This window comes from Burkholderia sp. PvR073 (assembly GCF_054055695.1).
Genome location: NZ_JBSRXO010000004.1, coordinates 268,865 through 292,831, shown reverse-complemented (window position 1 = coordinate 292,831; position 23,967 = coordinate 268,865). Strand labels below are relative to the sequence as shown.

Here is a 23,967-nt window from a genome sequence, read left to right as displayed (position 1 = left end):
TGCGTCGCAACGCGCTGCTGATTCCGTTCACGTTCACAGGGGTCTCCGTTTATTTGCCGCGCAGTCGACGCCATTCCGCCGACATGGATTCGTCGAACGCGGCAAGGTCAAGCGCGCAGAGACGATCGGTAAGCTGGTCGCGGAACGCGTGACGTTCCGCCTTGGTTGCGAGCGCGGCGCATGGGCGCACAGCTCGCTCGACGAACAGACGCACGCGCCCCGCTGCGTTCGCTTCCGCAAGAATCGGAGCGAGGCGATCGGGGAACGTGGCGATCAGTTCGGACAGCAAGCGCCCCACTTCGGCGGGGGCACACTCGAATCGGGATGCCAGCGTCGTGCGAGCGCACGTCACTTGCTGTTCAGGCGAGCAGCACAGGCCGACCCTTTCACGGTCGGGACGGCAGCACCCCATGCCGGGTTTAAATCGTTCCATGACGACGACGGCGACGTGCAGCGAGATTGCGAGCAGCGTGAATCAAACGCTGGAACAGACGCTGGCCCTTGCGGCCGGTCGCGATGATCTTCTCGGCGTGTTGATCGTCAATCCGCTGTTCCGCCAGTGCACGTGTCACGTCGTCAGCAACGAGACCCACATGCGCCTGCAGGTGCAGCGCCGTCGAGACGAGACGCAGCGTGCCGGGCTCGCCGACATCGTCAGCGGCGTGGTCGTCGACATGTTCGGCAACCAGTCCGAATCGCGCGTTCAGCGCATGCAGTGCGTCGAGCGCATACACCTCGCCTTCGGCTTTTTCCTGCATCCATTCGATCAGCAGCTCGAACATCTCCATCGACAAACGACTGTCGCCAACACCACGCAGACGCAGGCGAAGCGATTCCGGCGTGATGTTCTTACCGCGCCGGATCGTGAGATGGTTCGCCGCGTCGGCGACACCGCCCGGCGTGTTGCGAACGGACGTATAGAGCACGTCCAGCCATTCGGTACTGTCGTATCGGCAGGTCATAGTGGGAGATTGGTAGACGGTGGCTTTCATCCTGTCGCGCACTCGGGGCCGCAACTAAGATTCGGCTCATGGGGTACGAATCGGATGCGGTCACGCAACAGCGAGCGCTTCACAACGACTCGTCGTGTGAATCCAGAGAGGCAAACAGGTCGGGACGCGCGAGCTTCAAGAACAACAGACGCGCTCGCGGAATGCCGTTTCGACGCCATTCCGATACGGAGGGCATCCGGACTTCACAGAGTTGTGCGGTTGCAGCCGTACCGCCAAATGCATCGATCACGGCACACGCGTACGGGTCTCGATTCAGGAGCGTATTCATGCCGCAATGTTAGGCGCTCCTTACACAAAAAGCAAGGCATTCCTAATGCCCATTCAGTTAGGCTTTCCTAATGACGACACTAGCCGAACGCCTGGAACAGGCAATGAAGTTGCCGCCCGAGAAAAAGGCTGCGGATCTGGCGCGAGCGTGCCGAGTGCGAGCACCCTCGGTCAGCGACTGGTTAAGCGGGAAGACAAAAAAGATGGAAGGCGCGAATTTGCTGCTCGCGGCCGAATTCCTGAACGTCGATCCTTGGTGGCTTGCCACTGGTGAAGGGCAGATGCAACGCCGCGCCAACGCGCCCGCGCCGCAGAGACAGGAGACGCTAGGCGCACATGCTCAAGCGCTGGTTGACGCGCTTGCCAAAGCAGACAAGGTCGGGTTGCCATCTACAGCGTTTGTCGCGCTGCTTGAAACCCTCAGGGTGTTTGAAGACCTGCGCGGACAGCAGTCTGGTGATCTTCTCGATCTGAATGCCCCCGACCCACAAGAGGGGTAAGGTTCCAGTCGAATACTGCGGCTCTGCGGTGCGTCCCGACCTGCCCGGAACGTATTCCACGCCCCCTGATTGGCCCTCCAAGAAGCTCCACATCCCAATCGAAGTCTTCACCGCTGTGCGGGCCGATAACCCGCACCAGCGCACCGATACGCGACCGGTTCCGGCATCGACTGACGATCGCCACATCGCCCGGTTTGCAGCGCAATTCCCCTGTTGACATAGCCCCGCAACAACCTCCCCTTGGCAATGTTTTCGCTCAATCACTGTATAAACATACAGTATTAAGTCGGAAGAATACAACACCTTTCAACGAGCTTCATCGCGTTCGCCCCGCGCTCAACTCAATGACGAACCTCGATGCTACCGAAAAGAGTTAGGAATTCCTATTGCAATCAGGCAAAGGAATGCCTAACATTCGACTCCATTGCTGCCGCTCGCGCAGTCATCGGAGAAGCCCATGAAAATGTTCGACCATCAGTCCACCGATCGCCACGAATGGCTTCGTGACGAACACACGCCTCACATCACACCGTCTGAGCCGGCCCGTCAAAGCAACTTTGAGAAGTCGAAAATCTTCCGCTGGACGGTCGTCGCCGCATTGCTGTTTGTCGTCGTGAACGTGTTCCAGGACGACCCGGTCGTCGCACCGACGACCGCCTATCACGTCACCGTCTAAACCGCCCCGATCCTGCCGGGGCGAACGCCCCCGGCGTCATGGAGACCACCATGCCGCGAACCAAAGCCCGCACCCTTCCCGTCGTCGAAGTTGAGCGTCGCGACACCCTGTCACTGCGCACCATCACGCGATACGACCGGAACGCGCGACGTCCGTCGACCCCGATCCTAATCGGCAAATACGTTGTCGGTCGCCGCCCCTTGGCCGACAGCGTCCACACGCTGTATCTGATCCTCGACGGCGCAGAGATCGCCAGCACCCAGATCTCGATCCCGAGCGAAGGCGACTGCGCCAGTGCGATCAAGCGCCTGCGCGACGCGAAGCGCGCGGCAGGCATGGCCGCATCGGACGCGATCAACAAAGCGAAGAAGTCCGGCAAGGCTCGCACGGCGGCGACTCAGGAGGCCGCGTAATGGACGACCGCACGCAACAGCTCGACCTGACCGCGCCGATCCCGACCGGCAACATCAAGGCAGCAGCAGCAGCGGCCGGCGCAACGTCAGCGGACCTGTGGATGGTCCCCTACGATCAGTTGCACTACGACCCAGCCGACAACATCCGCACGGTTGATACCGAATGGGTGTCACACCTCGCCGCGCTTATACGGGAGAACGGATACGACAAGGGCTCCCCCCTCCATTGCTACGCCCGAAAGGTTGACGGCAAGGATCTTCTCTATGTTTACAAGGGGCAGCACCGCTATCTCGCGGCGGGACACGTGATCGCAACCGGGAAAGATCTCGGCAAGATCCCGGTTGTCGTCCGCGACGCGAAGAACGTCAACCGCGCGGAAATGGTGATTGACGGCTATCTGAGCAACAACGGCAAACCGTCGTCGCCGCTCGATCTGGCCGCTGCCGTCGCAGAGCTGCGCGACATTCACGGCATGACCCTTGCTGCGATCTGTAAGCGCCTGAACGTCACTGACCAAACGGTCCGCGACGTAGGCTTGCTCGAACGTGCACCGGCCGAATTGCATCAGCTCGTACGGAACGGCCAATGTACCGGCACACTGGCCATCGAACAGATACGCCTGCACGGTGGCGACAAAGCGCTCGAACGCATCGTAGTCGGGATCGCCAAAGCCGCTGAAGCCGGCAAAACGAAGGTCACGAAGAAGTACCTCGAAGCTGCGCCCCTGCTCGACACGCAGCCGGACCCGGAACCTTCGCCCGGGCACGCAGCCCCCGCAGTCGCCAACACCGACGCCGCGCCGCTCGTCGCGTCGACGGCCGCGGAAACCACGATCGAGACGCAGGCGCCGATGCAGGCAGCGTCGCGCCAAAGCGCCCCCGCCAAGATCAGCGAGAAGCAATCAAAGCAACTTTTGCAGGCCTTGCAGGCTGTACTCCACGACAAGAATTTTGGCCGACTGGCAAAGCCGACGATCGAAGCGGTTCATACAGCGCTGCTGCCGCTCGCCGATCTACTCGGCTGCCCCTCGTCCGGAAAGGTCTGGCCGGTCTCCGAACCGGACGCAAATGGCTGCTGCAAGCCACTTGAAACAGTGTGCGGACCGGAGCGGACCGGAAGAATCAAGGGACCGCTCGCATACATTCGCGTCGCACAGCCCTCACCCGGCGCGTGGATCTACTCGATCGAATACAACACCGGCACCAGCTTCGCCAGCGACCCGCTGAAGGTGTCGCACCAGACGCGCGCGGTTTGGACGCGCGTCCAAGCGATTCGCTCAGGCGCAGCGCGGCTTATCGAGACAATCAAATCACCTGTTCACGGGCGAACAAAGGCCGAGCAAGCATCATTCAAGCGCATTCTCGAATGGGCGAACGAGATCATCGAGATGCCAGATCCCGACATGACTGCTGAATTCTCAGCCGCCACCGCCAAGGGAGAACGCCCCGATTTGTCGGATGTGCTGACGGCCATCGGGCATAAGCAGCGGATCTCGTCGAATAAGGCGCTGCTCGATGCCTCATTCCCGGCACGGAAAGCAAAGCCCGGTCTCGACCCCGCGTCCGCATGGCCGTTCCCGACGGGAGCTGCAAATTGACCCCGCGCCCGGCCCTTTCTACCCCACGTCCGCTGCCGCGAAAGCGGGAACACGCGAAGAAGCGCCCGGCTATCGCACTGGCGAGCGTCAACGGTACTTCAATGCAGTCGAACAGCGGCGGGCTGACGCCCGCAAAAGCGATCCAGAAAGACGAAGCGCCGCTCGCGCGGCGCAACCCTATCCAGACGAACGAAGCCTTGGCGGATACCCGCCAAGGCAGGCTCGCGCAGCTCGACGCCCTTCGCATCCAGATCCGCACGCTGATCACCGAGATCTCGCACGCGGCCGACGTCGACCTGCTGGACCTGATGGCCGATGAGGTCGGCTCGTTCGCCCGTCACAAAGCCGCGCAGGATGCACGCACCTGGGCCGCGACCGCCGGCATCACGCTCGAAACCGGCCTTATGCAGCTCGCTCGCGCGCTCCCCGATACCAATAGAGGACACCGATCATGACCACCACCGACAAGAGCCGCGCTGATGCGCTGACGGAAAGCGCGCAGTTCCTGACTGACGTTGTTACGGCTGCCGGCCTTCTGTCATGCGGGCGTACCGATAAGAAGCTGGCAACGAGAATCACTGAGCAGGCATGCGAACTGCGAAAGCGTATGCACCTTCTCGCCGCATCCCCTGTCGAGCAGCACGAAGCAACGCCGGCCGACGCAGCGAGAATGTCGAAGGCCGTGCGCGACGTGCTCGCCGAGCGCCATCGACAGATCCTGCATGAAGGCATGACGCCCGACCAAGACGACAGGTACACCGAAGCGGAATTGTCCCGAGCTGCCGCCGCATACATTCTCAGCGCCTGCGGCTTTAGCAATGCGATTACTTTGGACTTCTGGCCTTGGAGTACAGACTGGTGGAAGCCGACGACACCGCGACGGAATTTGGTAAAAGCCGCCGCGCTGATCTTCGCCGAGATGGAACGCATCGACCGAGATCCCGGCGACGAATCCCACCATGACCACCTGAACGGGGGATCGCTGTGAGCCTGTTGACCCGCGCATACATCCTTGAGAAGTACGGCCCACGCATGACGCTGGCGCAGCTCGCTCAGCTCCTTCTCATGTCGGAAGGAACCATCCGCAATCAGATCAGCGCTGAGACGTTTCCGATCGCAACGTACAAAGAGGGGGCCTCTCGTTTCGCCCCTTACGACGCCGTCGCAGACTATCTTGATGAGATGTCAGCACAAGCGCGAAAGCAGGCCGCGTGAGTTTCAGTGGAAGTTATGGACAAGTCGCAGGGGAAGAATGAGCAAAACGACTCAATGCATCGCGTCGCCGCTTTCGCCTGCACTCCGAATGGTCTTGTCCGTTAGACGGGAGAAATGAATTGCAAGCTTGAGGAGCAGCAACCAATGCCCGTACTGACTCAAAGAGAAAATCCGCGTCTCGGGAAGCTTCTCTCTATCTACCGACCTATTCTGGCAGTTGTTGATACGGTCCAAGAAGACGATCGAATCGCCCTCCAATCGCCCCGACTGCGGGAGAAAAAATATCTGTGTCAGAGCTTGGCGACGAATATCGCTTTCGTGCTGAACAATGTATTCCTCCGTCTTCACCTGGCGTTTCCGCAACGCATCGAGATACTTGTCGAGTCGAAAGATCGGGGCATAACAAAGCGCCGTCGGGAAGGCGCGATTGTTACTTGTGTCAGCATCGCAGCTATTCGACAGCACAAGCGCCGGCACCGGCTTAACCTCTGGTTCCGGCAGATTGACGACAAGCAAACCACTAATGCCGTCCCCTTGCAGAACGGCATGTTGATCCTCCGCAACCGGCGTCATGTACAAACGCTTGTCGAGATTCCCCGGGTACATCTTGATATCTTCGAAGAGCTTCGCTGTCTCTTCTTCGGTCAAGTGACGCGGAAGGAACCGCTGCGCGTCGTCCAGCAAGCTCATACGAGATTCCAGAATTCTTCGTCAATGAGTTGCGAGATATCCGCATCGATGTCAACCGACTGCGAAGCGAGCGTGTGCGCCACACGCATCATGGCTTCCATGCCACTCTCTTCGGGCGTGTTCGTCTGCACATGGACATTGATCGCCGTGCCTTGTTCGAAGACAGCGTAATAGCGAGCTTGCGCTGCGCGAGCAAACATCGCAGCCCCGACGTCAATGTGGGTATTGGCAAAGGCGGTCCCGGGCAAAGTGATCATGGCGACAGCAGTCGCAGCCGCCGCGCGCGCGCCAGATATACGTGCTTGCATGTTAGTCCTCCGGCCCAAGCTCAAGAATAAGATCGTCGGTCAACGCCTTGAAGAATAGCTTCTTCGCGACATCGTGCGCATCTCTAAACATTCCGATCAACTGATCAGGTCTATTGCCGTCTTTTAGCTTGAGCGGATCAGCATACACATCAATGTCCAAAACCGAGCCGGTCTTTGCGTCCGACGGCGAAACTCGAACGACCGGATTGCCGAATGCAACTTGTGCATTAGTCGCCACCGACAAAGCTGCCGTGAATCCGGGAAACGGAAGTTCGACACGAAGCTGCGCTGTGTTGCCGATCAGGTTGTCGCCCTCGAGGCTCAGGCCGAACGTCGATTGTTCCATCACGTTTCTTTTCTCAAAGAAATTGATGTATCTGAGACCGAGCCGATCGTAAGAAGTTACAAGACCAAGTCCATCGAACACGCTCAAGAGACGACGTAATTCGCCATTTATGTAAGCCAGGTCGAGATGAGGTGCATCCGGCTCTCCAGACACAGAAATCGTGCGCGGTCCGATCTGAATCGCTGGGCCGCCAGCCGCCGGCACAAGCTTATAGTGGGCCTGTAACGCTAAATTAGGGTCAGCACTCAAAAACTCTGCCGGAAAGCTAGCCGCAGGAAGCTGCTCGACCGTCGGGTAACGGTCCCGCTCCTGCGTGTAGAGCATCGAAAAGACCACCCCCACCGGAAGCGCGGCTGTAAAGCGCAACTCCGCAGTGGACGTTATCAGGGGCGAATGTTTGATGACCCGAGGGTATTGCCGTCCCATGAGTGCGTAGTGTGGTCTCTAGTGTCGAACGGGCGAATCCTAGCACATAGCTCAGATGCGTCGCCTCAATATTATCGGATCATCTCAGGCGAACTTTAGCCTACGCCGTCGGGGTTAGATTCCTTCGCCCCTTGAGCGCGACCTGAGCCGGATCAAGATTCGTATACCGTTTGAGGTTACGCCAATCTTTGTGGCCTGTCACTGCGGCGACTTCCGGAATATCCCATCCATCCTCGAACAGCGAACTCGTCGCTTCGTGCCTCATGTCATGCAGGCGCAAATCCACGATGCCTTTCGTGTCGCAGGCCAACTTGAAATACTTGCTTGCCGTGCTCTTACTGAATCGAAAGATGTACTCGTTCGGATGTGGCTCGACCGTCGGGTCCGCCTTGCGCTTCGCCTCGTACGCTGGAGGCACCGGATATCGCGCCTGACGCAGCAACACTTCGAGCGAGTCGCCTATCAGCGGCACCCACTCGTCATTACCTTTCTTCTGCCTCGGATGCTTGCGATCGCGGACGAGCGCGAGCCGACGCTCGACGTCAAGATCCGACCACGTCAGCCGAAACAGTTCGCCGCGTCGGAATGCGCTTTTCATCGCAACGCGGATCACATCCGGCACCGCCTGCTCGCGCTCCGGATGTTCAGCAAACCACTGGAAGATTTTTACGATCTCGTCCCGAGTCGGCCGGCGATCGCGATGTTTGCCTGGGCCGATAAGCTGCAGGTGATCGAGTGTCGGACGCGCAATGCTCGGCGCATGCGGCAATCGCAGATCGAGTAGTGACGCCATGTGCTTGTACACAGTCCCGAGCTTGGATATGTCCATGTCGATTGTGTACTGACCAGCGCCCTCCTTCTTACGATCCTGCGCGAACTTGACCAGGCGCTTGGTCGACAGCTTCGCTGCCACCTCGTCATCAAAGTGACTTTGGAGCCGCTTGAGCATGTAGTCTTCATTCGACTTCTCGGCGACTGGCCGGCCGGAGTCACTTCGTGCGTTTCGATACAAGCGCACCAGCTCGCCGACCGTGATCGTTTGTTCGTCGACGGCTCCCTGCCCCTTGTCGATGCCGCCCTCGATCTCACGCGCCCATGCTTCAGCCGCACCCTTCGTTCGAAACGTCTTTGATATACTCTGTCCCCGCCGGCGGACTTGAGCCCGCCAGCGCTCGCCGATCTTGAGGATCGAAGCCATGAAACACCCCGTTTGTGGACTGTAGCAATGCGTCATCCACATACGCTGCTACAGGGTCGATTTGTAGCAGAATTGTAGCAGGTGGGGCGTTAAACTATGCTTCACAGCCTGTCATTTCGCGTCACGCGTGGACAGGCGGAAATCCCTGAAAGGCAAGCGGGACAAGGCTAAGATCCTGATTCATAAGGGTTCAATCCATCCCGCTCAAGCTATCCGCTCCCCGTAGTTCAATGGATAGAACAAGCGCCTCCTAAGCGCTAGATACAGGTTCGATTCCTGTCGGGGGGACCAGAGAGCCTCCAAAGTTTCACCAGCTTCGCCACAAAAACCCCGTCACGCTTGGCTGTGCGGGTTTTTTTGTTGCGGACTTCCACCAGCGACCAGCAGCAGAAACAACCGCCGATTCCGCGCGGGTCCTTCCGGCGCCCTTCGGAATGCGCGGACACTGCGCGCCGCGTTTTTCGATCAGGTGTTCCGGCTGTTACCCAAAGTGTTATCCAACCGCCGGACGGTAACAAACATGGATCGGTTACTTGATCGAAACCAAGGCAACACTCGGGTATCCGAGAGAACCCTGGCAATGCCAGCGAGCGCATTCTGATGGGCGACGCGCCATCGCCCCGGACGAGCCATATCACTGATCATTTGACGCACCGCAACAGTCCGGGGTACACTTCGCGCCGCGGGGTGGAGCAGTCTGGCAGCTCGTCGGGCTCATAACCCGAAGGTCATAGGTTCAAATCCTATCCCCGCAACCAACATCGAAGCCCGCTATGCGAAAGCAAGCGGGCTTTTTGATTTGCATGTTGTACCAGCACGGCCGGCCCCCAGCCTCACCGCATCAACCCCGCCCTGACCTTCGGCATCAAACTCACATTCACCCCCGTCACGGCAAACGTCCCTGTCGACGACGCCCCGGCCGGCAGCGCCAGCACACTGCCATCCCCGAGCCGATTCGCATCGACGACGATCTGGCTCACCGCGCACCCGTTCGTCAACAGACCGACCGGCAACCCGGCGATCGACGAGAACGTGTTGCCCGTCACGCTGAACGAACACACGTTTCCATACGCCCGGAACCCCGCATAACCGGACCCCGACACGCGGTTATCCGTCACCGCGACGCCCGAGACCGTTCCCGTCCACGTATCCAGCTCGATCGCGCCCTGTTGCGTCGGCTGCAGGCCGTTGTTCACGTTCGAGTTCTGGATGTTGGTCACGGTATTGCCGGTGATGACGACGTTCGATGAACCATAAGTCTTCCAGCTGTCTTCCTGCGCGACCAGAATACCCGCCGCCTTCTCGACGCCGTCGACCGTGTTGTTCGAGATCGTCACGCCCTGCCCGCCGACAACGGTAATACCGCGCCCCCACGAGTTCCCCGACACTGAATTGTGATCGATCAGCACGTTGCTGCTGAGCCGGCCGTCGCCGAGATAACTGACCACGGCGATCAGATCGTCGCCGGTGCCCGTCACCGTATTGTTCTGCACCAGCACGTTGGTCGAACCGTAAGTCGTGTGGATGCCGTCGGCCAGCGTCGCGCGCACGGTATTGCCCACGATCGCGATACCGTTGCCGCCGAACACGAAAATCCCCGCGCTCGCGCCGCCCTGGATCGTCACGCCGAGCACCTGAACGTCCGCGCCCGTCACCTCGACCTTGGTCGACTCGGGCGTCGTGAGCCGCGTCGTGCCGGTGCCGGCGAGCGTCACGCCGACGAGCGTCGAACCGGCGCCGCTCATCACGATCGTCTGGTCGGCCGGATTCGTGGCGGCGAGCGTCGCACCGTATCCGGAAATCACCGCCTGCGGCACGGTCACGGCAAGCGAATGCCCGACGACGTAGCGGCCCGGCGCGATCACCAGGCGCTGGCCGGCCTGCAGGCTGTCGAATGCTTTCTGCAACGCGTCGGCCTGATCGCTGCCGTCGGCGGCCGGAGAGACCGTCACATCGGCGACGAGAACTGGATTGGAGCCGTTGGACGGCGGAAGCGGCGCGCCGGGAGTGGCGCCGGTCGCCCCCGCGATTGGGCCGGAGCTTCCGGAATTCGTCGATGAAGTGGATGCGCCGGATGCCGTGCCGGCAGATGTCGATGTACCCGCAACGGTTTGCGGTGCCGGCGCCGCGTTGTCGTCGCCCCCGCCGCATGCGGCAAGACAAAGGCAGAGCGCGGCAAGCATCGCCTGATCGACTGTACGCATACGATGTTCCGCTAGCCCAAGTTGGCGTCATCGTAAGTACGCCAGCGCACTTTGTAAATGGATTCCGTGCGGAGGCACCGTTCGCAGTCCTCCATCATTCATCGCGGCTGACGCGCATCCTACATTGCATAGAAGCCCGAACCTTATTCAGCACGCGAACGTCAGGGCTGATTCGGGCGCGCGCGACCGCGAGATCGCGCGCGGCATCGGTGCCGCGGTTGCCGGCAGCACACGAGCAAATTACATCGCACTTCTACGCTTATGCATTCGCGCCGCCATCGATTGTCAACCCGGCACCGTTAATCGACCGCCCTTCCGGCCCGACGACGAACGCGACGAGTGCCGCCACGTCCTCGGCCTTGCCGTACTGCGGAATCGCCATCCGCGAACGTTGCGCACCGGCATGCTCACCGCCGGCCGGATTCATGTCGGTATCGGTCGACCCCGGATGCACGAGATTGACCGTGATGCCGCGCGCGCCGAGATCGCGCGCGAGCCCCTGCGTCCAGCCGATCAGCGCGGCCTTGCTCGCCGCATAGAGGCTCATCCCCGTATCGGGCACGCGTGTCGCGAGACAACTGCCGGTCGACACGATACGCCCGCCCTCCCCGAGATGCCGCGCAGCCGCCTGCGACGCGACGATCACCGCGCGCACGTTCACGTTCAGCGTCGCGTCGATATCGTCGAGCGTGAGGTCGTCCAGCGCGCCCGCGCGGAAGATGCCCGCGTTGTTGACGAGGATGTCGAGGCCGCCGAGCGTCTGCGCGGCATGATCGACCGCGCGACGCACGGCAACCGGATCGGCGCTGTCGGCCTGGATCGCGACGGCCCGGCGGCCCAGCGCCTCGATGTCGGCAACGACGGCCCGCGCCCGCTCCGCCGATTTCTCGTAAGTGATCGCGACGTCGGCGCCGTCGGCCGCCAGCCGTTTCGCAATGGCCGCGCCGATGCCGCGACTGCCGCCCGTGACGAGTGCACGCTTGCCCTGAAGTCGATTCATGAAAGCTCCTGTGGTCATTTATGTAACGACCGACACAGAATGTGGCAGGTTGCGCGACGCTGTCAATTGAATTATTTTATCGATCGATACAGATATCACCGAAGGAACGGACGTCATGGCTGAACGGGGCCGACCGAGAAGCTTCGACAAGGAAGCGGCGCTGGATCGCGCGATGGAGGTGTTCTGGCGCCTCGGCTACGAAGGTGCGTCGATGACGGACCTGACGGCCGCGATGGGCATTGCGTCGCCGAGCCTGTACGCGGCGTTCGGCAGCAAGGAGGCGTTGTTCCGGCAGGCGGTCGAGCACTATCGGGAAACGGAGGGCCGTGAGATCTGGGACGGCGTCGAACAGGCCGGCAGCGCACACGACGCGATCGAGAACTACCTGATGCAGACCGCGCGCGTGTTCACGCGCCGGTCGAAGCCGGCCGGCTGCCTGATCGTCTTGTCGGCGCTGCATCCGGCCGAGCGATCGGACACGGTCCGGCAAATGCTGATCGCCATGCGCGAGCAGACGCTCGCCGCGTTACGCGCGCGGCTCGGCGAAGGCGTTGCAGCGGGCGAGATCTCCGCGCACGCGGATCTCGACGCGATCGCGCGCTACTACGTGACGGTGCAACAGGGGATGTCGATTCAGGCGCGCGACGGCGCGAGCCGTCGCGATCTGGAAGCGGTCGCGCAAGCCGCGCTGGCCGCATGGCCGGCGCTCGCGGGCGCGCGCGCCGGCTAACGGCGGGCCCCGGAAAGAAACCCGCGAAACCGCGCGCGGCCGGGCGGCGGCAAGCGGCCGGCATGGCCGCGCGGGTACCTTACTGCGTCACGGCGTGCTGCACGTCCTTCGACGCATGCCACACGCGGTAGCGCACGTCGAAGCCGTCCGGCACGTACACGACGAGCGGCAGGCGGCTGTTGTAGCGCAGCAGCTGGCCGTCGCCACGCACCTGCACGAACCGCTGCTGCGGCGCCTGGCCCGGGCAGGCCATCAGCGTCGACGCCGGCCCCTTCACATCGGTCAGCCGATAGTACGTATAGCCCCAGCCCTTCACGTCCTCGGCGGTCAGCTCGCCGCCGAACCATTGCTGGTTGCAGTCGGTCTGCAGCGTCTTGCCGATCATCAGTTCGACGCGCGCGTCGCCTTCGTTCTCGAGTGCTGGCAGCGCGATCACGGCGCGTTGCTGGCCGGCCGCCGGCTGCGGGAACATCTTGATCGACTCGGCCGGCACGGCGGGCGCCGATGCGGGCCCGGCCGCGCAGGCGGCGGCGGTCGTCACGCAAAGGGCGGCCAGGACGGCCCGGATCGCGAATTTCATCGATGTGCTCCTGATAAACAAAATGGGCCCCGGATGCTAACACTTTCGTCGCAAGACCTTACGAGGCTGTAATTTGACGACACAATTGCAAACAGTCGCCAATCCCCGCGCGCGGTACTTATAGGGGAACCCACGGAGAACATCATGCTGAAGCTCATTGCTGCCGCCGGCGTCGCCACGCTGCTGGCCGGCTGCGTCGTCGGCCCGGACGCCGGATACGGCTACGGACAGCCCTACTATTCCGATCCCGGCTACGCGTACGGACCGGCCTACGGGGCGGCCCCGGTCTATGGCACGGTCAATATATGGGGCGGCGGCGGTGGCGGGCGCGACTGGGATCGCGGCCACCGCGACTACCGCCGCTGGGATCGCGATCGCGGCGATCGCGGTGACCACGGCGGCTGGGGACGCGGCGGCGGACGCCGCGGCGACTGGAACGAAGGCGGCGGCGGGCGCGGCGACGGCGGCCATCGCCACTGATTCGCCTGATCCCGCGGATCCAATTGCAACCGTTTGTATCCGCAGGCGGCTCCGTGCAGCCGCTGCGTGGGGCGCAAAAACCGGCTCCCCCGACATGACAAAGGCCCTCGCATCACGCGAGGGCCTTTCCTTTTGTCATCCTGCGTACCGGCAACTCAGTCGGCACCGATCAGGCGCCGCCGAGCCCGGTCACGCGTCCGCTTACCAGCCGGCCGGCTGCGCATAGCCGCCCGACACGGGCGCGCCGCACACATACGCGCGCTGATAGCGGTCGTAGCAATAGTTCGGGCCGCCGTCCTGGTACTGCGCCTGCTGGTAGCTCGGATACGCCGGCTGCTGGTAGGCCGGCGCCTGGTAGTACGTCGGCGGCTGATAGGCCGGCGCCTGATACACGGGCGCCTGGTACGCGACCGGCGGGTTCATCGCCGACGTCACGATCGCGCCGAGCACCGCGCCGCCGATCAGCGCGCCAATGACGGCGCCCCCGTCGCGGCCATGCGCGGACGCCGGGCCCGCCACGGCGAGCGAACCGGCGAGGACACATACAGCGGCAATTTTTTTCATGATGGACTCCCACGCGAAGTGGTACTGGATGCGATGCATTGTGGCCGCACGCGGTCGTAATAGATGCAGCAAGTGGTAACGCGCCATTACGGGTATCACGCACACCGAAACGCGGTACGGCCGTGCTACGATTTTCAGCCCACAGGAGACGCGTTCATGCAGCCCGAAACCGCCCGCCGTTTCGATACCGAATTCGCGCCGCGCATTGCGCAGGCGATCGCCGCCTTCTTCGCCGATCACGTCCAGGCCGACGTCGTCCCGTACGGCGGGCACGGGCAACCGACGCGCGTGCGGATCCGCAGCGCGCCGCACGAGCACGTGAGCGGCTTCGTGCATCCGTTGAACCTCGAGCTGACCTGGGACACTGACGAGATCGAGCGGCTGATGGAGCCGGACAGTCCGCAGCGCTTCGAGCACTATCTGGCCGCGCTGCCGAAGAAACTGGGCGCGTGGCAGAGCGCGCGCGACATCGATCTCGCGTCGCGCACGCAGGCCGACCCGCTCGTGCGGCTCGGCGGCCTCGATTTCGAAGGCTGAATGCGCGCGCCGGACGGCGGCCGGCGGCCCCGGGCGCGTCGGCGTCGCGCGATGCGGCCCGGTGATACACTCGACCGGCCCCGCGCCGGCGCCGCCAGGCCGGCCGGGCCACTCACCGCCGCCTCCACCCGCGAGCATGGTTGCGCACACAACCGGCGCCCGGGCGCGCGGACAACCACGCTTTCGCTCCCGTCATGAACGCCGATACCGGCCTGCCGCTTCCGCAACGCTACTGGGCGATCGTCTGCGTCGCACTGGGCATCACGCTCGCCGTGCTCGACGGCGCCATCGCGAACGTCGCGCTGCCGACGATCGCGCGCGACCTGCACGCGTCCGATGCCGCATCGATCTGGATCGTCAACGCGTATCAACTCGCGGTCACGATCACGCTGCTGCCGCTCGCGTCGCTCGGCGAGCGCGTCGGCTATCGCCGCATCTATATCGCGGGGCTTGCGCTCTTCACTGCGGCGTCGCTCGGCTGCGCGCTCGCCGGCTCGCTGCCGATGCTGGCCGTGATGCGTGTGATCCAGGGGTTCGGCGCAGCCGGCATCATGAGCGTCAATGCTGCGCTGGTCAGGATGATCTACCCGTCGTCGATGCTCGGGCGCGGGCTGTCGATCAACGCGATGGTGGTCGCGCTGTCGTCGGCGATCGGGCCGACGGTCGCGTCGGCGATCCTGTCGTTTGCGTCGTGGCCGTGGCTGTTCGCGGTCAACGTGCCGATCGGCATCGCCGCGGTACTCGGCAGCGTGCGCGCGCTGCCGGCCAACCCGCTGCACGACGCGCCGTACGATTTCCCGAGCGCGCTGATGAACGCCTGCGTATTCGGGCTGCTGATCACGGCCGTCGACGGGCTCGGCCACGGCGAACGCCACGCTTACGTCGCGGCAGAGCTGGCCGTCGCGTTCGTCGTCGGCTACTTCTTCGTGAAGCGCCAGTTGTCGCAGCCGGCGCCGCTGCTGCCGGTCGACCTGATGCGTATCCCGATGTTCGCGCTGTCGATCTATACGTCGATGGCGTCGTTCACGTCGCAGATGCTCGCATTCGTCGCGCTGCCGTTCTGGCTGCAGAATTCGCTCGGCTTCTCGCAGGTCGAAACCGGCCTCTACATGACGCCGTGGCCGCTCGTGATCGTGTTCGCCGCGCCGCTGGCGGGCGTGCTGTCGGACCGCTACTCGGCCGGCGTCCTCGGCGGAATCGGACTCGCGCTGTTCGCGGCCGGCCTGCTGTCGCTTGCGACGATCGGCGCGCACCCGGGCACGGTCGACATCGTGTGGCGGATGGCGCTGTGCGGCGCGGGCTTCGGGCTGTTCCAGTCGCCGAACAATCGCGCGATGCTGTCGTCGGCGCCGCGCGAGCGCAGCGGCGGCGCGGGCGGGATGCTGAGCACGGCGCGCCTGACCGGCCAGACCCTCGGCGCCGCGCTCGTCGCGCTGATTTTCGGGCTCGCGCCCGACCACGGCCCGACGATCGCGCTGTATGTCGCCACGGTGTTCGCGGCGATCGCCGCGGTGGTCAGCATGCTGCGCATCACGTCGCCACGCCCGGACGCGGCGACCTGACGCCGCCGCGCGCCGCGTGCGCGCGTCATGCGGCGTCGAGCGCGTCCATCACGAAGCGCACGCGCGCCTTCACGCTCACCCGCGGCAGTTCGATCAGCCGATACCCGTACGCCGTATAGCAGTCGACCATCGCGTCGTAGGTACGCACGGCCTCAGCGAAATCCTGCCGCCGTTCGGTGTCCTGCGCGTAGATCTCGGGCCACGGCGGCGCGATGAACACGCGCCGGTGATAGCGAAAGCGCCGCGCCGCGGCCTCCGCATGCGCGGGCACGGCGAGGCCCGTCAGCCGCAGGTAACCGATCACGTCCGGCACGCCACGATCGAAGAACACGGGCCCGCGCGCATCTTGCGCGAGACGGTACGAACGCATCTCCCAGCTCAGCATCTGCTCGGCGAACGCGGCCCGGTCGCGCCACGGCAGCGCAGGGCCGTCGATCGCCATCTGGTCACGGATCACGCCGCGCCCGGCCTCGTGCGAGCGCGCGAAACCGGTGCGTTCGAGCGCATCGAGCAACGTGCTCTTGCCTGAGCCCGGACCGCCCGTCACGACGAAGAAGCGGGCCGACGCGTCGTCCGCCGCGCTGCCCTCCTCCACCCGCTCAGACATGCACGGCCCGCCGGCCCGCGCGCTGCGTGACCGACGCGGCCGCCGCGACGCTGCGCAAGTCGGCGACGAACGTGTCGCGCCAGACCGACAGGTTGTTCTCGCGCAGCCGCGCGAGGTTCTCTTCATGTCGCGCCTGGCGTTCCGCGAGCGGCATCGACAGCGCGCGTTCGAGCGCGTCGGCCATCTGCGACAGGTCGTACGGATTGACGAGCAGCGCGCCGGTCAGCTCGGCCGCCGCACCGGCGAACTCCGACAGCACGAGCACGCCCGGATCGGCCGGATCCTGCGACGCGACGTATTCCTTCGCGACCAGATTCATCCCGTCGCGCAGCGGCGTCACGTAGCCGACCTGTGACATCCGGAAGAACGCCATCAGCAGATTGCGCTCGTATTTGCGGTTCAGGTACTGGATCGGCGTCCAGTCGAGTTGCGAGAAGCGGCCGTTGATGCGGCCGGCCTCGCCTTCGAGCGTTTCGCGAATGTTCTGATAGGTCTTCACGTCGGAACGGGTCGGCGGCGCGATCTGCACGAGCGATACGCGCCCCTGCCAGCCCGGCGCGTTGGCGAGCATCCGCTCGAACGACTGGAAGCGCTCGACGAGCCCCTTCGAATAGTCGAGCCGGTCGACGCTCATCACGAGCTTGCGGCCGTCGAGCGCGTCGCGCAGCATCTTCACCGGCTTGCGCGAGCCGTACTGGACGGCCGCCTCGGCAATCGCATCCGGATGCACACCGATCGGATAGGCGGCGACCTTCACGACGCGGCCGTGCGCATGCAGCATCCCGTCGTCGCTCGCCGCGCCGATGCCGCGCCGCTCGATGTAGTCGGTGAACGCCTGCTTGTCGGCATCGGTCTGGAAACCCGCGATGTCGTATGCGCACATGAACTTCACGAGCTCCTCGTGCGGCGGCACGACGCGCAGCATGTCGGGCGAAGGGAACGGAATGTGCAGGAAGAAGCCGATCGGGTTCTTCACGCCGAGCTCGCGCAGGCAATGCGCGAACGGCAGCAGATGATAGTCGTGCACCCAGATCAGGTCGTCGGGCCGCAGCAGCGCGGCGAGCTGCTTCGCCAGCATCGCGTTCACGCGCAGATAGCCTGCATACTCCTGCCGGTCGAAGCGCGTGAGATCGCCGCGGTAGTGGAACACCGGCCACAGCGTCGCGTTCGAGAAACCGCGGTAGTACTGATCGTAGTCGCGCCGGGTCAGCCCGACCGTCGCATACGTGACGTTGCCGTCCCGCTGAATCGCGGGTTCGGCGTCGGGCGTACCGACGATCTCGCCGTTCCAGCCGAACCAGACACCGCCCGTGTCCTTCAGCGCGTCCATCACGCCGACCGCGAGACCACCTGCACTCGGGCGTGTGTCCTCGCCGGCGGCGACACGGTTCGATACCACGATCAATCTGCTCATGCGGCTTCCCCTCCTCGATTCGATTGGATGACGCGCGACACGCGCCAAGGCGGACGCGACGACCCGCAGGCAGTCGCGCGGCGATTCAGATGTGAGCGATGCAACAAAGAGCGCAATGAAATGCGGCAGCGGAATGCAACGGCGACGGGATCAAGCGTCCTGCTCCTGACCGAGGTCGCGTTGATAGTCGAGCCCTTCCGGGCGTGCGCCGCCCTGGTTGTGATCACCGTCGGACGGCGTCTCGCCGGGCGCGCCGGCAGGCGGTGCGGCCGGCGCGTCGGTCTGCGGACGCGGACGCTCGGCGCCCCCATCGGGCGGCCGGGGAGAAAATCGTTTCGAACGGCGCATGGCTGGGTGTCTCATAGGCAGCGCGGCTCGGAGCCGTCGGAGAAACATTCCATAACAAAACAGTCTAGGTCGCTTCCTTGCATGCCAAGGTAACAATTACCTTCAATTTGTAACGTTTCGACCCCGCTCCAGGCGTCTGTCCGACAATAGCGCGGCGCGTACGCGCGCGAGCCGCCAGCCGCGATTTGTCAAAGCTTTGCAGTTTTCCTATGACAATTGCGAAACAATGACGCGGCAAGGGGGCGCGCATGCGTCGCCGCTCACCCAGACAGGACTTGCACTCAGGGATGAACATTCGTTTTGAACCGCCGCGCCGGGCCATGACGGCGCGCATCGTGTTGGCCGCGCTCGCCACGGCCACACTGCTGTCCGGCTGCAACTCGCTGTACAGCGAAGGCGCGACCGCCGGTGCCGGTATCGCGGGCGCCGCGATTGCCTCCAAGGTCACCAACAACGCCGCCGTCGCGACGGGCATCGGCCTCGGCGCCGTCGCCGGCGCGCGGGCGGGTGTCCAGTACTCGCAGCGCGTCGCACACCGCTACACGCAGGAACAGATCGCGAAGGCGGCCGCCCCGCTCGACGTCGGCGGCGTCGCGCCGTGGTCGACGCACCATTCGTTCCCGATCGAGGACGACGAACAGGGCCGCGTGACGGTCAGCCGGATGATCAGTATCGGTCCGCTCGACTGCAAGGAAATCGTGTTCGCTGTCGACACGCCCGCGAAGGCCGACAAGGCCGCGCAGTCGGCGTTCTACGTCGCCACGATCTGCCGCGACGGTCCCGTGTGGAAATGGGCGTCGGCGGAGCCGGCAACCGAACGCTGGGGCGCGCTGCAATGAGCATCGCGATCCGTATCGCGACGATCGGCGCGCTGTGCGCGGCCAGCGCCGCGCTGTCGGGCTGCGGGTCGGTCGGCGCGGCGAGCGGCGCGCTCGCCGGCGCGGCGACGGGCCTCGTCACCGCCAATCCGGCCGTCGGCGTCGGTGTCGGCATTGCCGTGCAGGCGGCGACGGACGAAGCCGTCAACCGCACGATGAAGCAGCTCCATCAGAACCAGCAGGATGCGATCGCGAAGGCGGCCGGCAGCCTGGCCGTCGGTGAAGTCAAGCCGTGGAAGGTGAAGAACACGCTGCCGCTGGAAAACGGCGAAGGCGAGGTGCGCGTCACGCGGGCGTACTCGACGGCGCTTGCGCTGTGCAAGGAATTCGCGTTCTCAGTGAAGGACGGCGACAAGGCCGACTGGTATTTCGCGAATGCGTGCCAGCAAGGTACGCACTGGAAGTGGGCGTCTGCCGAACCGGCCGTCGACCGGTGGGGCAATTTGCAGTAACGATGTGATGCGCGGCGCTGACCCCAAGCGCGGCGCAGGCGGATGCCGGGCCATACGGCCCGGCTCGGCGGCCTCAGGACTCGACGTCCTCGAGGCTGAAGATTTCGGTCTGGTCGTTGTACGAGAAAATCTCGCCGTAACGGCCCCAGTCGATCACCGCGTCGAGCGTTTCCTCGGCCGCGCCGTCCGACAGAAAATCCTCCAGCTCCTGCTCGAAGCGCACACGCGGCGCGCGATGGCCCGGGCGCTCGTTCAGCACCTTCTTGATCCGCGCGGCGAGCGGCACGTGCTTGAGCAGGTGATCCGCGAACATCAGCTTGCGCTCCTGCGTGCCGAATTCTGCGAACACGCGCCCCGGCGGCGTCAGGAACACGTCCCCTTCCCGCACGTCCGCGAAACCGAGGTACTGCAGCACTTCGGCGATCGGGAACAGGTCGTCCACTTCCAGATGCAACGTGCGCGCGATTTCCGGCATGTCCGCGCGGCCGTGGTACGGCGCCATCGCGAGCGTCTCGATCAGGCCGGCCATCAGGTTGGTCGACACCTGCGGCAGCCAGCTGCCGAGCTCCAGCCCCTTCTTCGTCGCCTCGCCGGTCTGGCGTGCGGTCATCTTCGCGTAGATATCGTCGACCAGCTTGCGGAAGGCCGGGTCGAGCCGGTTGCGCGGATGCTTGAACGGCACCTTGATCTCGGCGATCACGCGGCCCGGGTTCGACGACAGCACGAGGATCCGGTCGCACATGAACACCGCTTCCTCGATGTTGTGCGTGACGATCAGCACCGACTTGATCGGCATCCGGCCTTGCGTCCACAGGTCCAGCAGATCGGTACGCAGCGTTTCGGCCGTCAGCACGTCGAGCGCGGAAAACGGCTCGTCCATCAGCAGGATCGTCGGATCGACGACGAGCGCGCGCGCGAAGCCCACGCGCTGGCGCATGCCGCCCGACAGCTCGCGCGGATACGCGTTCTCGAAGCCGTCGAGACCGATCAGGTCGATCGCGGCGAGCGCGCGCTCGCGGCGCTCGCGTGCGCCGACGCCCAGCGCTTCCAGCCCGGCTTCCACGTTCTGCAGCACGGTCAGCCACGGGAACAGCGCGAAGGTCTGGAACACCATCGCGACGCCTTCGGCCGGGCCGCGCAGCGGCTTGCCGAGATAGGTCACTTCACCGCCGGTCGGCTCGATCAGCCCGGCGATGATCCGCAGCAGCGTCGACTTGCCCGATCCGGAACGGCCGAGCAATCCGACGATCTCGCCTTCGCGCAGCGACAGGTTCGCGTCGTCGAGCACGAGCAGTTCGCCCTGCGTCTTGTTGAAGCCGCGGCAGACGTGATCGACACGCAGGATTTCCTCGCCGAGGCGCGGCGGCTGGGACGTCTGGACGGGGGCGTTTACAGCATTCGGATTGTGCATCGCGTTTCGCTCTCAATCGGTCTCAGTCGAGCCGCAGCTTCGCTTCGGCGAAGGCATACAGCGGGCGCCACAGCAGGCGGTTGAACAGGGTAACGAACAGGGACATCACGGCGATGCCCAGGATGATCTTCGGAAAGTCGCCGGCGGCGGTGGTCTGCGCGATATACGCGCCGAGGCCGTGCGCCTCGATCTTCGTCGTGCCCCACTGCACCGCTTCCGACACGATGCTCGCGTTCCACGCGCCGCCCGACGCGGTGATCGCGCCGGTCACGTAGTACGGGAAGATGCCGGGCAGGATCGCCTGGCGCCACCACTGCCAGCCGCGGATCCGGAAGTTCGTCGCCGCTTCGCGATAGTCGTTCGGATAGGACGTCGCGCCAGCAATCACGTTGAACAGGATATACCACTGCGTGCCGAGCACGATCAGCGGCGACAGCCAGATGTCGGGGTTCAGGTGGAAGCGCGCGATCACGATCACGAACACCGGGAACAGCAGGTTGGCCGGGAACGCGGCGAGGAACTGCGCGAGCGGCTGCAGCTTCTCCGCCAGCCGCGGACGCAGCCCGACCAACACGCCGATCGGCACCCAGATCACGGACGCGATCGTGATCAGCACGACCACGCGCAGCAGCGTGATGAGCCCGAGCACCAGCACGTGGCCGACGTCGGCCATCGTGACGCCGGTCGCGACGAAGCTGAAGACGCGCCACACGATATAGGCCGTGCCGATCAGCACGAAACCCGACCACGCGATGTCGACAGTGCGCGACGCCTTCTTCTCGACTTTCGGCAGCGTGAAGCGCATCGTGCCCGACAGCGGCAGGCGCAGCGGAATCCGCGCGGCCTTCGCGAAGAGCCAGCCGGCCGGCACGAGCAGCTGATGGATCAGGCGCGTGCGGCGCACGAGGTCGAGCAGCCAGGACTGCGGCGCATCGCCCGACGCGGTGTTCTCCATCCGGAACTTGTCGGCCCACGCGATCAGCGGGCGGAACAGGAACTGGTCGTACGCGAGAATCACGACCGTCATCGTGAGGATCACCCAGCCGATCGCGCCAAAGTTCTTGTCCGAGATCGCCTGCGCGAGATACGCGCCGATCCCCGGCAGCGTGATCGTCTGGTTGCCGACGGTGATCGCCTCCGACGCAACGACGAAGAACCAGCCGCCCGACATCGACATCATCATGTTCCAGATCAGCCCGGGCATCGAGAACGGCACCTCGAGCTTCCAGAAGCGCTGCCACGACGTCAGGTGGAATCCGCGCGACACTTCGTCGAGATCGCGCGGGACCGTGCGCAGCGACTGGTAGAAGCTGAACGTCATGTTCCACGCCTGGCTCGTGAAGATCGCGAAGATCGCCGCGAGCTCGGCGCCGAGCACCCGGCTCGGGAACAGCGCGAGGAAGAACGTGACCGTAAACGAGATGAAGCCGAGCACCGGCACCGACTGCAGGATGTCGAGGATCGGGATCAGCACCATCCCCGCGCGGCGGCTTTTCGCGGCGAGCGTACCGTAGACCAGCGTGAACACGAGCGACGCGACCATCGCGGCGAGCATCCGCAGCGTCGTGCGCAACGCGTATTCGGGCAGGTTCGACGGATCGAGCGAGATCTTCTGGGTCTGAAGGGTCCCGATCGGCGCCATCGTTTCATGAAAGCCGACGACCGCCATCGCGATCAGGCAGATGATCAGCGGGAATGCGATGAAGTCCCACCGGTTCGGCAGAACGCGCCACGCGGACGCGTTGGCGGTCCGGTTCGGATTGAAGAATCCGACGTCCATCAGGCGCCCTCCCCGGTAAGGCCGAACGAAGCCGGCAGACGATGTTGATTCATGGCAAAGCGCACGGGCGCGGTAATTCGACGCGGTAATTCGATTGATTCACGATCTCACGCCGGCGCGACGCGCCGTGCGTGCAAGCTGCGCCCCGGCGCGGCGAGTCGGCCGCGACGGCACGACACTACACCAACCTGTATTTCAGGTACAACCGTCCGGGGCCAGTGTGGCGCCGCGCGACGCGTGGGCGGTGCGTGGATCGTGCCCGGCGCGCGGGCGGACGGCGGGCGCGAGGGGCGGTGCAGCCCGGCCGCAGTCGTTCGGCCGGCGTGCAGGCCCCGAATTATGCCGTGATCCGGGCCGGCCGGGAACCCGCCAGCCGCACACGGGCGCAAACCACGCCGGACGTCAGCGGACGATCGCGGCGATGGGGGTATGATCGGGGCTAGCCCCTGGGGTGTGCCGACCCATGGCCCCGGGGATTGACCGACCAGCTGGAGGAAGGGAATGGCAGGAAATTTGGTGATCGTCTGCCGCGATCAGGACGCCGAGGCGTTCTACGAGCTGATGCAGGAATACGGGTCGTTCCAGACCCGGCTGTCGTCGACGGCGTGGTACCTGAACATGAACGTCGTGCCCGAATCACTGCAGGAGGAAATCCTGGAGCGCCTCGGCCGCTATACGACCGTCTATATCTTCGAGGCCACGAGCGTGACCTACAACACCATCGACAGCAACGCCGCCGAGACGCTCGGCACGCTGTTCGGCGAATGATG

General features: G+C 64.2%; 29 protein-coding genes and 2 tRNA genes. 16 read left to right on the top strand and 15 right to left on the bottom strand.

Annotated features, from left to right (window positions below; genetic code table 11):
- Positions 1-49: 49 nt before the first annotated feature.
- Positions 50-298: a hypothetical protein gene (locus ACVK00_RS15730; RefSeq protein ID WP_456826953.1), complete on the bottom strand. Its 249-nt coding sequence runs from the start codon at positions 296-298 to the stop codon at positions 50-52.
- Positions 299-419: 121 nt separating this feature from the next.
- Positions 420-962 (bottom strand): hypothetical protein, encoded by a 543-nt coding sequence (locus tag ACVK00_RS15725; protein ID WP_354123055.1) that lies wholly within the window; start codon positions 960-962, stop codon positions 420-422.
- A gap of 389 nt (positions 963-1,351) precedes the next feature.
- Between ACVK00_RS15725 and ACVK00_RS15720 the strand changes: the two genes are divergently transcribed.
- From ACVK00_RS15720 to ACVK00_RS15690, 7 genes are all read left to right on the top strand, one after another.
- Complete coding sequence (locus ACVK00_RS15720; RefSeq protein WP_229050349.1) at positions 1,352-1,780, top strand: transcriptional regulator; 429 nt, start codon at positions 1,352-1,354, stop codon at positions 1,778-1,780.
- Positions 1,781-2,237: 457 nt separating this feature from the next.
- The gene (locus tag ACVK00_RS15715) at positions 2,238-2,456 is read left to right on the top strand and encodes a hypothetical protein (RefSeq protein ID WP_229050350.1); all 219 of its coding nucleotides are present in this window, start codon (positions 2,238-2,240) and stop codon (positions 2,454-2,456) included.
- 50 nt (positions 2,457-2,506) lie between these two features.
- Positions 2,507-2,869: a beta-hexosaminidase gene (locus ACVK00_RS15710; RefSeq protein ID WP_354123039.1), complete on the top strand. Its 363-nt coding sequence runs from the start codon at positions 2,507-2,509 to the stop codon at positions 2,867-2,869.
- Complete coding sequence (locus tag ACVK00_RS15705) at positions 2,869-4,467, top strand: ParB/RepB/Spo0J family partition protein (RefSeq protein ID WP_354123040.1); 1,599 nt, start codon at positions 2,869-2,871, stop codon at positions 4,465-4,467. The genes ACVK00_RS15710 and ACVK00_RS15705 overlap by 1 nt, the downstream gene beginning before the upstream one ends.
- A gap of 101 nt (positions 4,468-4,568) precedes the next feature.
- Complete coding sequence (locus tag ACVK00_RS15700) at positions 4,569-4,922, top strand: hypothetical protein (protein ID WP_354123041.1); 354 nt, start codon at positions 4,569-4,571, stop codon at positions 4,920-4,922.
- Positions 4,919-5,455 carry a hypothetical protein gene (locus tag ACVK00_RS15695; RefSeq protein WP_354123042.1) on the top strand — a complete coding sequence of 179 codons (537 nt, stop codon included), beginning with the start codon at positions 4,919-4,921 and terminating at the stop codon, positions 5,453-5,455. Before ACVK00_RS15700 ends, ACVK00_RS15695 begins: the two co-directional genes overlap by 4 nt.
- Positions 5,452-5,682, top strand: a complete 231-nt coding sequence (locus tag ACVK00_RS15690) for a hypothetical protein (RefSeq protein WP_354123043.1) — start codon at positions 5,452-5,454, stop codon at positions 5,680-5,682. The genes ACVK00_RS15695 and ACVK00_RS15690 overlap by 4 nt, the downstream gene beginning before the upstream one ends.
- Positions 5,683-5,733: 51 nt before the next feature.
- Here the strand turns inward: ACVK00_RS15690 and ACVK00_RS15685 are convergent, their stop codons facing one another.
- The 4 genes from ACVK00_RS15685 to ACVK00_RS15670 form a co-directional block, all read right to left on the bottom strand.
- The gene (locus ACVK00_RS15685; protein WP_354123044.1) at positions 5,734-6,372 is read right to left on the bottom strand and encodes a hypothetical protein; all 639 of its coding nucleotides are present in this window, start codon (positions 6,370-6,372) and stop codon (positions 5,734-5,736) included.
- A complete protein-coding gene (locus ACVK00_RS15680) occupies positions 6,369-6,680 on the bottom strand; it encodes a hypothetical protein (RefSeq protein ID WP_354123045.1) in 312 nt (103 codons plus the stop codon). The genes ACVK00_RS15685 and ACVK00_RS15680 overlap by 4 nt, the downstream gene beginning before the upstream one ends.
- A gap of 1 nt (position 6,681) precedes the next feature.
- A complete protein-coding gene (locus tag ACVK00_RS15675; protein ID WP_354123046.1) occupies positions 6,682-7,452 on the bottom strand; it encodes a TIGR04255 family protein in 771 nt (256 codons plus the stop codon).
- A gap of 100 nt (positions 7,453-7,552) precedes the next feature.
- Positions 7,553-8,692 carry a site-specific integrase gene (locus tag ACVK00_RS15670; protein WP_354123047.1) on the bottom strand — a complete coding sequence of 380 codons (1,140 nt, stop codon included), beginning with the start codon at positions 8,690-8,692 and terminating at the stop codon, positions 7,553-7,555.
- Between the two features lie 174 nt (positions 8,693-8,866).
- On the opposite strand from ACVK00_RS15670, the gene ACVK00_RS15665 reads away from it, so the two are divergent.
- Together ACVK00_RS15665 and ACVK00_RS15660 are read left to right on the top strand one after the other, a co-directional pair.
- Positions 8,867-8,941 (top strand) — tRNA-Arg (locus tag ACVK00_RS15665).
- A gap of 390 nt (positions 8,942-9,331) precedes the next feature.
- Positions 9,332-9,408, top strand: a tRNA-Met gene (locus tag ACVK00_RS15660).
- Positions 9,409-9,483: 75 nt separating this feature from the next.
- On the opposite strand, the gene ACVK00_RS15655 is transcribed toward ACVK00_RS15660, so the two are convergent.
- Both ACVK00_RS15655 and ACVK00_RS15650 read right to left on the bottom strand, forming a co-directional pair.
- On the bottom strand, positions 9,484-10,854 hold the full coding sequence (locus tag ACVK00_RS15655) for a right-handed parallel beta-helix repeat-containing protein (protein WP_435521227.1): 1,371 nt from the start codon (positions 10,852-10,854) through the stop codon (positions 9,484-9,486).
- Positions 10,855-11,113: 259 nt separating this feature from the next.
- Entirely contained in the window at positions 11,114-11,854 is a 741-nt protein-coding gene (locus tag ACVK00_RS15650) for an SDR family NAD(P)-dependent oxidoreductase (RefSeq protein ID WP_284891112.1), read from the bottom strand.
- Between the two features lie 115 nt (positions 11,855-11,969).
- Here ACVK00_RS15650 and ACVK00_RS15645 point away from each other — a divergent pair, with 115 nt between their 5' ends.
- The gene (locus ACVK00_RS15645; protein WP_284891113.1) at positions 11,970-12,584 is read left to right on the top strand and encodes a TetR/AcrR family transcriptional regulator; all 615 of its coding nucleotides are present in this window, start codon (positions 11,970-11,972) and stop codon (positions 12,582-12,584) included.
- Positions 12,585-12,663: 79 nt separating this feature from the next.
- Here ACVK00_RS15645 and eco read toward each other — a convergent pair whose 3' ends face one another.
- Positions 12,664-13,164 carry a serine protease inhibitor ecotin gene (gene eco / locus ACVK00_RS15640; protein ID WP_284891115.1) on the bottom strand — a complete coding sequence of 167 codons (501 nt, stop codon included), beginning with the start codon at positions 13,162-13,164 and terminating at the stop codon, positions 12,664-12,666.
- 144 nt (positions 13,165-13,308) lie between these two features.
- Between eco and ACVK00_RS15635 the strand changes: the two genes are divergently transcribed.
- Positions 13,309-13,644: a hypothetical protein gene (locus ACVK00_RS15635; protein WP_166725399.1), complete on the top strand. Its 336-nt coding sequence runs from the start codon at positions 13,309-13,311 to the stop codon at positions 13,642-13,644.
- 201 nt (positions 13,645-13,845) lie between these two features.
- On the opposite strand, the gene ACVK00_RS15630 is transcribed toward ACVK00_RS15635, so the two are convergent.
- Positions 13,846-14,247: a hypothetical protein gene (locus tag ACVK00_RS15630; protein ID WP_012364418.1), complete on the bottom strand. Its 402-nt coding sequence runs from the start codon at positions 14,245-14,247 to the stop codon at positions 13,846-13,848.
- A gap of 117 nt (positions 14,248-14,364) precedes the next feature.
- On the opposite strand from ACVK00_RS15630, the gene ACVK00_RS15625 reads away from it, so the two are divergent.
- Together ACVK00_RS15625 and ACVK00_RS15620 are read left to right on the top strand one after the other, a co-directional pair.
- Complete coding sequence (locus tag ACVK00_RS15625; protein ID WP_228905141.1) at positions 14,365-14,745, top strand: DUF5594 family protein; 381 nt, start codon at positions 14,365-14,367, stop codon at positions 14,743-14,745.
- 194 nt (positions 14,746-14,939) lie between these two features.
- Positions 14,940-16,307: an MFS transporter gene (locus ACVK00_RS15620; RefSeq protein ID WP_228905142.1), complete on the top strand. Its 1,368-nt coding sequence runs from the start codon at positions 14,940-14,942 to the stop codon at positions 16,305-16,307.
- 25 nt (positions 16,308-16,332) lie between these two features.
- On the opposite strand, the gene ACVK00_RS15615 is transcribed toward ACVK00_RS15620, so the two are convergent.
- From ACVK00_RS15615 to ACVK00_RS15605, 3 genes are all read right to left on the bottom strand, one after another.
- Positions 16,333-16,914 carry an AAA family ATPase gene (locus tag ACVK00_RS15615; RefSeq protein WP_284891117.1) on the bottom strand — a complete coding sequence of 194 codons (582 nt, stop codon included), beginning with the start codon at positions 16,912-16,914 and terminating at the stop codon, positions 16,333-16,335.
- The gene (gene otsA, locus ACVK00_RS15610; RefSeq protein WP_284891118.1) at positions 16,907-18,328 is read right to left on the bottom strand and encodes an alpha,alpha-trehalose-phosphate synthase (UDP-forming); all 1,422 of its coding nucleotides are present in this window, start codon (positions 18,326-18,328) and stop codon (positions 16,907-16,909) included. Before otsA ends, ACVK00_RS15615 begins: the two co-directional genes overlap by 8 nt.
- 150 nt (positions 18,329-18,478) lie before the next feature.
- Positions 18,479-18,676, bottom strand: a complete 198-nt coding sequence (locus ACVK00_RS15605; RefSeq protein WP_284891119.1) for a hypothetical protein — start codon at positions 18,674-18,676, stop codon at positions 18,479-18,481.
- A 287-nt stretch (positions 18,677-18,963) separates the two neighbouring features.
- On the opposite strand from ACVK00_RS15605, the gene ACVK00_RS15600 reads away from it, so the two are divergent.
- Positions 18,964-19,515 (top strand): hypothetical protein, encoded by a 552-nt coding sequence (locus ACVK00_RS15600; RefSeq protein ID WP_228905145.1) that lies wholly within the window; start codon positions 18,964-18,966, stop codon positions 19,513-19,515.
- On the top strand, positions 19,512-20,006 hold the full coding sequence (locus ACVK00_RS15595) for a hypothetical protein (protein ID WP_011657617.1): 495 nt from the start codon (positions 19,512-19,514) through the stop codon (positions 20,004-20,006). Before ACVK00_RS15600 ends, ACVK00_RS15595 begins: the two co-directional genes overlap by 4 nt.
- A 73-nt stretch (positions 20,007-20,079) precedes the next feature.
- Here ACVK00_RS15595 and ACVK00_RS15590 read toward each other — a convergent pair whose 3' ends face one another.
- Positions 20,080-21,417 carry an ABC transporter ATP-binding protein gene (locus ACVK00_RS15590; RefSeq protein WP_006755837.1) on the bottom strand — a complete coding sequence of 446 codons (1,338 nt, stop codon included), beginning with the start codon at positions 21,415-21,417 and terminating at the stop codon, positions 20,080-20,082.
- Between the two features lie 22 nt (positions 21,418-21,439).
- Entirely contained in the window at positions 21,440-23,197 is a 1,758-nt protein-coding gene (locus tag ACVK00_RS15585; RefSeq protein ID WP_228905147.1) for an ABC transporter permease, read from the bottom strand.
- 501 nt (positions 23,198-23,698) lie between these two features.
- On the opposite strand from ACVK00_RS15585, the gene ACVK00_RS15580 reads away from it, so the two are divergent.
- Positions 23,699-23,965, top strand: a complete 267-nt coding sequence (locus tag ACVK00_RS15580; RefSeq protein ID WP_006755676.1) for a double-stranded DNA-specific endonuclease — start codon at positions 23,699-23,701, stop codon at positions 23,963-23,965.
- Positions 23,966-23,967: the final 2 nt, after the last annotated feature.

Coding starts and splice junctions, on each gene's coding strand:
- ACVK00_RS15590 (WP_006755837.1), bottom strand. CDS start 21,417: ATGCACAATCCGAATGCTGTAAACGCCCCCGTCCAGACGTCCCAGCCG.
- ACVK00_RS15675 (WP_354123046.1), bottom strand. CDS start 7,452: ATGGGACGGCAATACCCTCGGGTCATCAAACATTCGCCCCTGATAACG.
- ACVK00_RS15595 (WP_011657617.1), top strand. CDS start 19,512: ATGAGCATCGCGATCCGTATCGCGACGATCGGCGCGCTGTGCGCGGCC.
- ACVK00_RS15605 (WP_284891119.1), bottom strand. CDS start 18,676: ATGCGCCGTTCGAAACGATTTTCTCCCCGGCCGCCCGATGGGGGCGCC.
- ACVK00_RS15650 (WP_284891112.1), bottom strand. CDS start 11,854: ATGAATCGACTTCAGGGCAAGCGTGCACTCGTCACGGGCGGCAGTCGC.
- ACVK00_RS15635 (WP_166725399.1), top strand. CDS start 13,309: ATGCTGAAGCTCATTGCTGCCGCCGGCGTCGCCACGCTGCTGGCCGGC.
- ACVK00_RS15680 (WP_354123045.1), bottom strand. CDS start 6,680: ATGCAAGCACGTATATCTGGCGCGCGCGCGGCGGCTGCGACTGCTGTC.
- ACVK00_RS15670 (WP_354123047.1), bottom strand. CDS start 8,692: ATGTGGATGACGCATTGCTACAGTCCACAAACGGGGTGTTTCATGGCT.
- ACVK00_RS15630 (WP_012364418.1), bottom strand. CDS start 14,247: ATGCATCGCATCCAGTACCACTTCGCGTGGGAGTCCATCATGAAAAAA.
- ACVK00_RS15620 (WP_228905142.1), top strand. CDS start 14,940: ATGAACGCCGATACCGGCCTGCCGCTTCCGCAACGCTACTGGGCGATC.
- eco (WP_284891115.1), bottom strand. CDS start 13,164: ATGAAATTCGCGATCCGGGCCGTCCTGGCCGCCCTTTGCGTGACGACC.
- ACVK00_RS15685 (WP_354123044.1), bottom strand. CDS start 6,372: ATGAGCTTGCTGGACGACGCGCAGCGGTTCCTTCCGCGTCACTTGACC.
- ACVK00_RS15715 (WP_229050350.1), top strand. CDS start 2,238: ATGAAAATGTTCGACCATCAGTCCACCGATCGCCACGAATGGCTTCGT.
- ACVK00_RS15625 (WP_228905141.1), top strand. CDS start 14,365: ATGCAGCCCGAAACCGCCCGCCGTTTCGATACCGAATTCGCGCCGCGC.
- ACVK00_RS15655 (WP_435521227.1), bottom strand. CDS start 10,854: ATGCGTACAGTCGATCAGGCGATGCTTGCCGCGCTCTGCCTTTGTCTT.
- ACVK00_RS15645 (WP_284891113.1), top strand. CDS start 11,970: ATGGCTGAACGGGGCCGACCGAGAAGCTTCGACAAGGAAGCGGCGCTG.
- ACVK00_RS15705 (WP_354123040.1), top strand. CDS start 2,869: ATGGACGACCGCACGCAACAGCTCGACCTGACCGCGCCGATCCCGACC.
- ACVK00_RS15700 (WP_354123041.1), top strand. CDS start 4,569: ATGCAGTCGAACAGCGGCGGGCTGACGCCCGCAAAAGCGATCCAGAAA.
- ACVK00_RS15710 (WP_354123039.1), top strand. CDS start 2,507: ATGCCGCGAACCAAAGCCCGCACCCTTCCCGTCGTCGAAGTTGAGCGT.
- ACVK00_RS15615 (WP_284891117.1), bottom strand. CDS start 16,914: ATGTCTGAGCGGGTGGAGGAGGGCAGCGCGGCGGACGACGCGTCGGCC.
- ACVK00_RS15580 (WP_006755676.1), top strand. CDS start 23,699: ATGGCAGGAAATTTGGTGATCGTCTGCCGCGATCAGGACGCCGAGGCG.
- ACVK00_RS15695 (WP_354123042.1), top strand. CDS start 4,919: ATGACCACCACCGACAAGAGCCGCGCTGATGCGCTGACGGAAAGCGCG.
- ACVK00_RS15600 (WP_228905145.1), top strand. CDS start 18,964: ATGAACATTCGTTTTGAACCGCCGCGCCGGGCCATGACGGCGCGCATC.
- ACVK00_RS15585 (WP_228905147.1), bottom strand. CDS start 23,197: ATGGACGTCGGATTCTTCAATCCGAACCGGACCGCCAACGCGTCCGCG.
- otsA (WP_284891118.1), bottom strand. CDS start 18,328: ATGAGCAGATTGATCGTGGTATCGAACCGTGTCGCCGCCGGCGAGGAC.
- ACVK00_RS15720 (WP_229050349.1), top strand. CDS start 1,352: ATGACGACACTAGCCGAACGCCTGGAACAGGCAATGAAGTTGCCGCCC.
- ACVK00_RS15725 (WP_354123055.1), bottom strand. CDS start 962: ATGACCTGCCGATACGACAGTACCGAATGGCTGGACGTGCTCTATACG.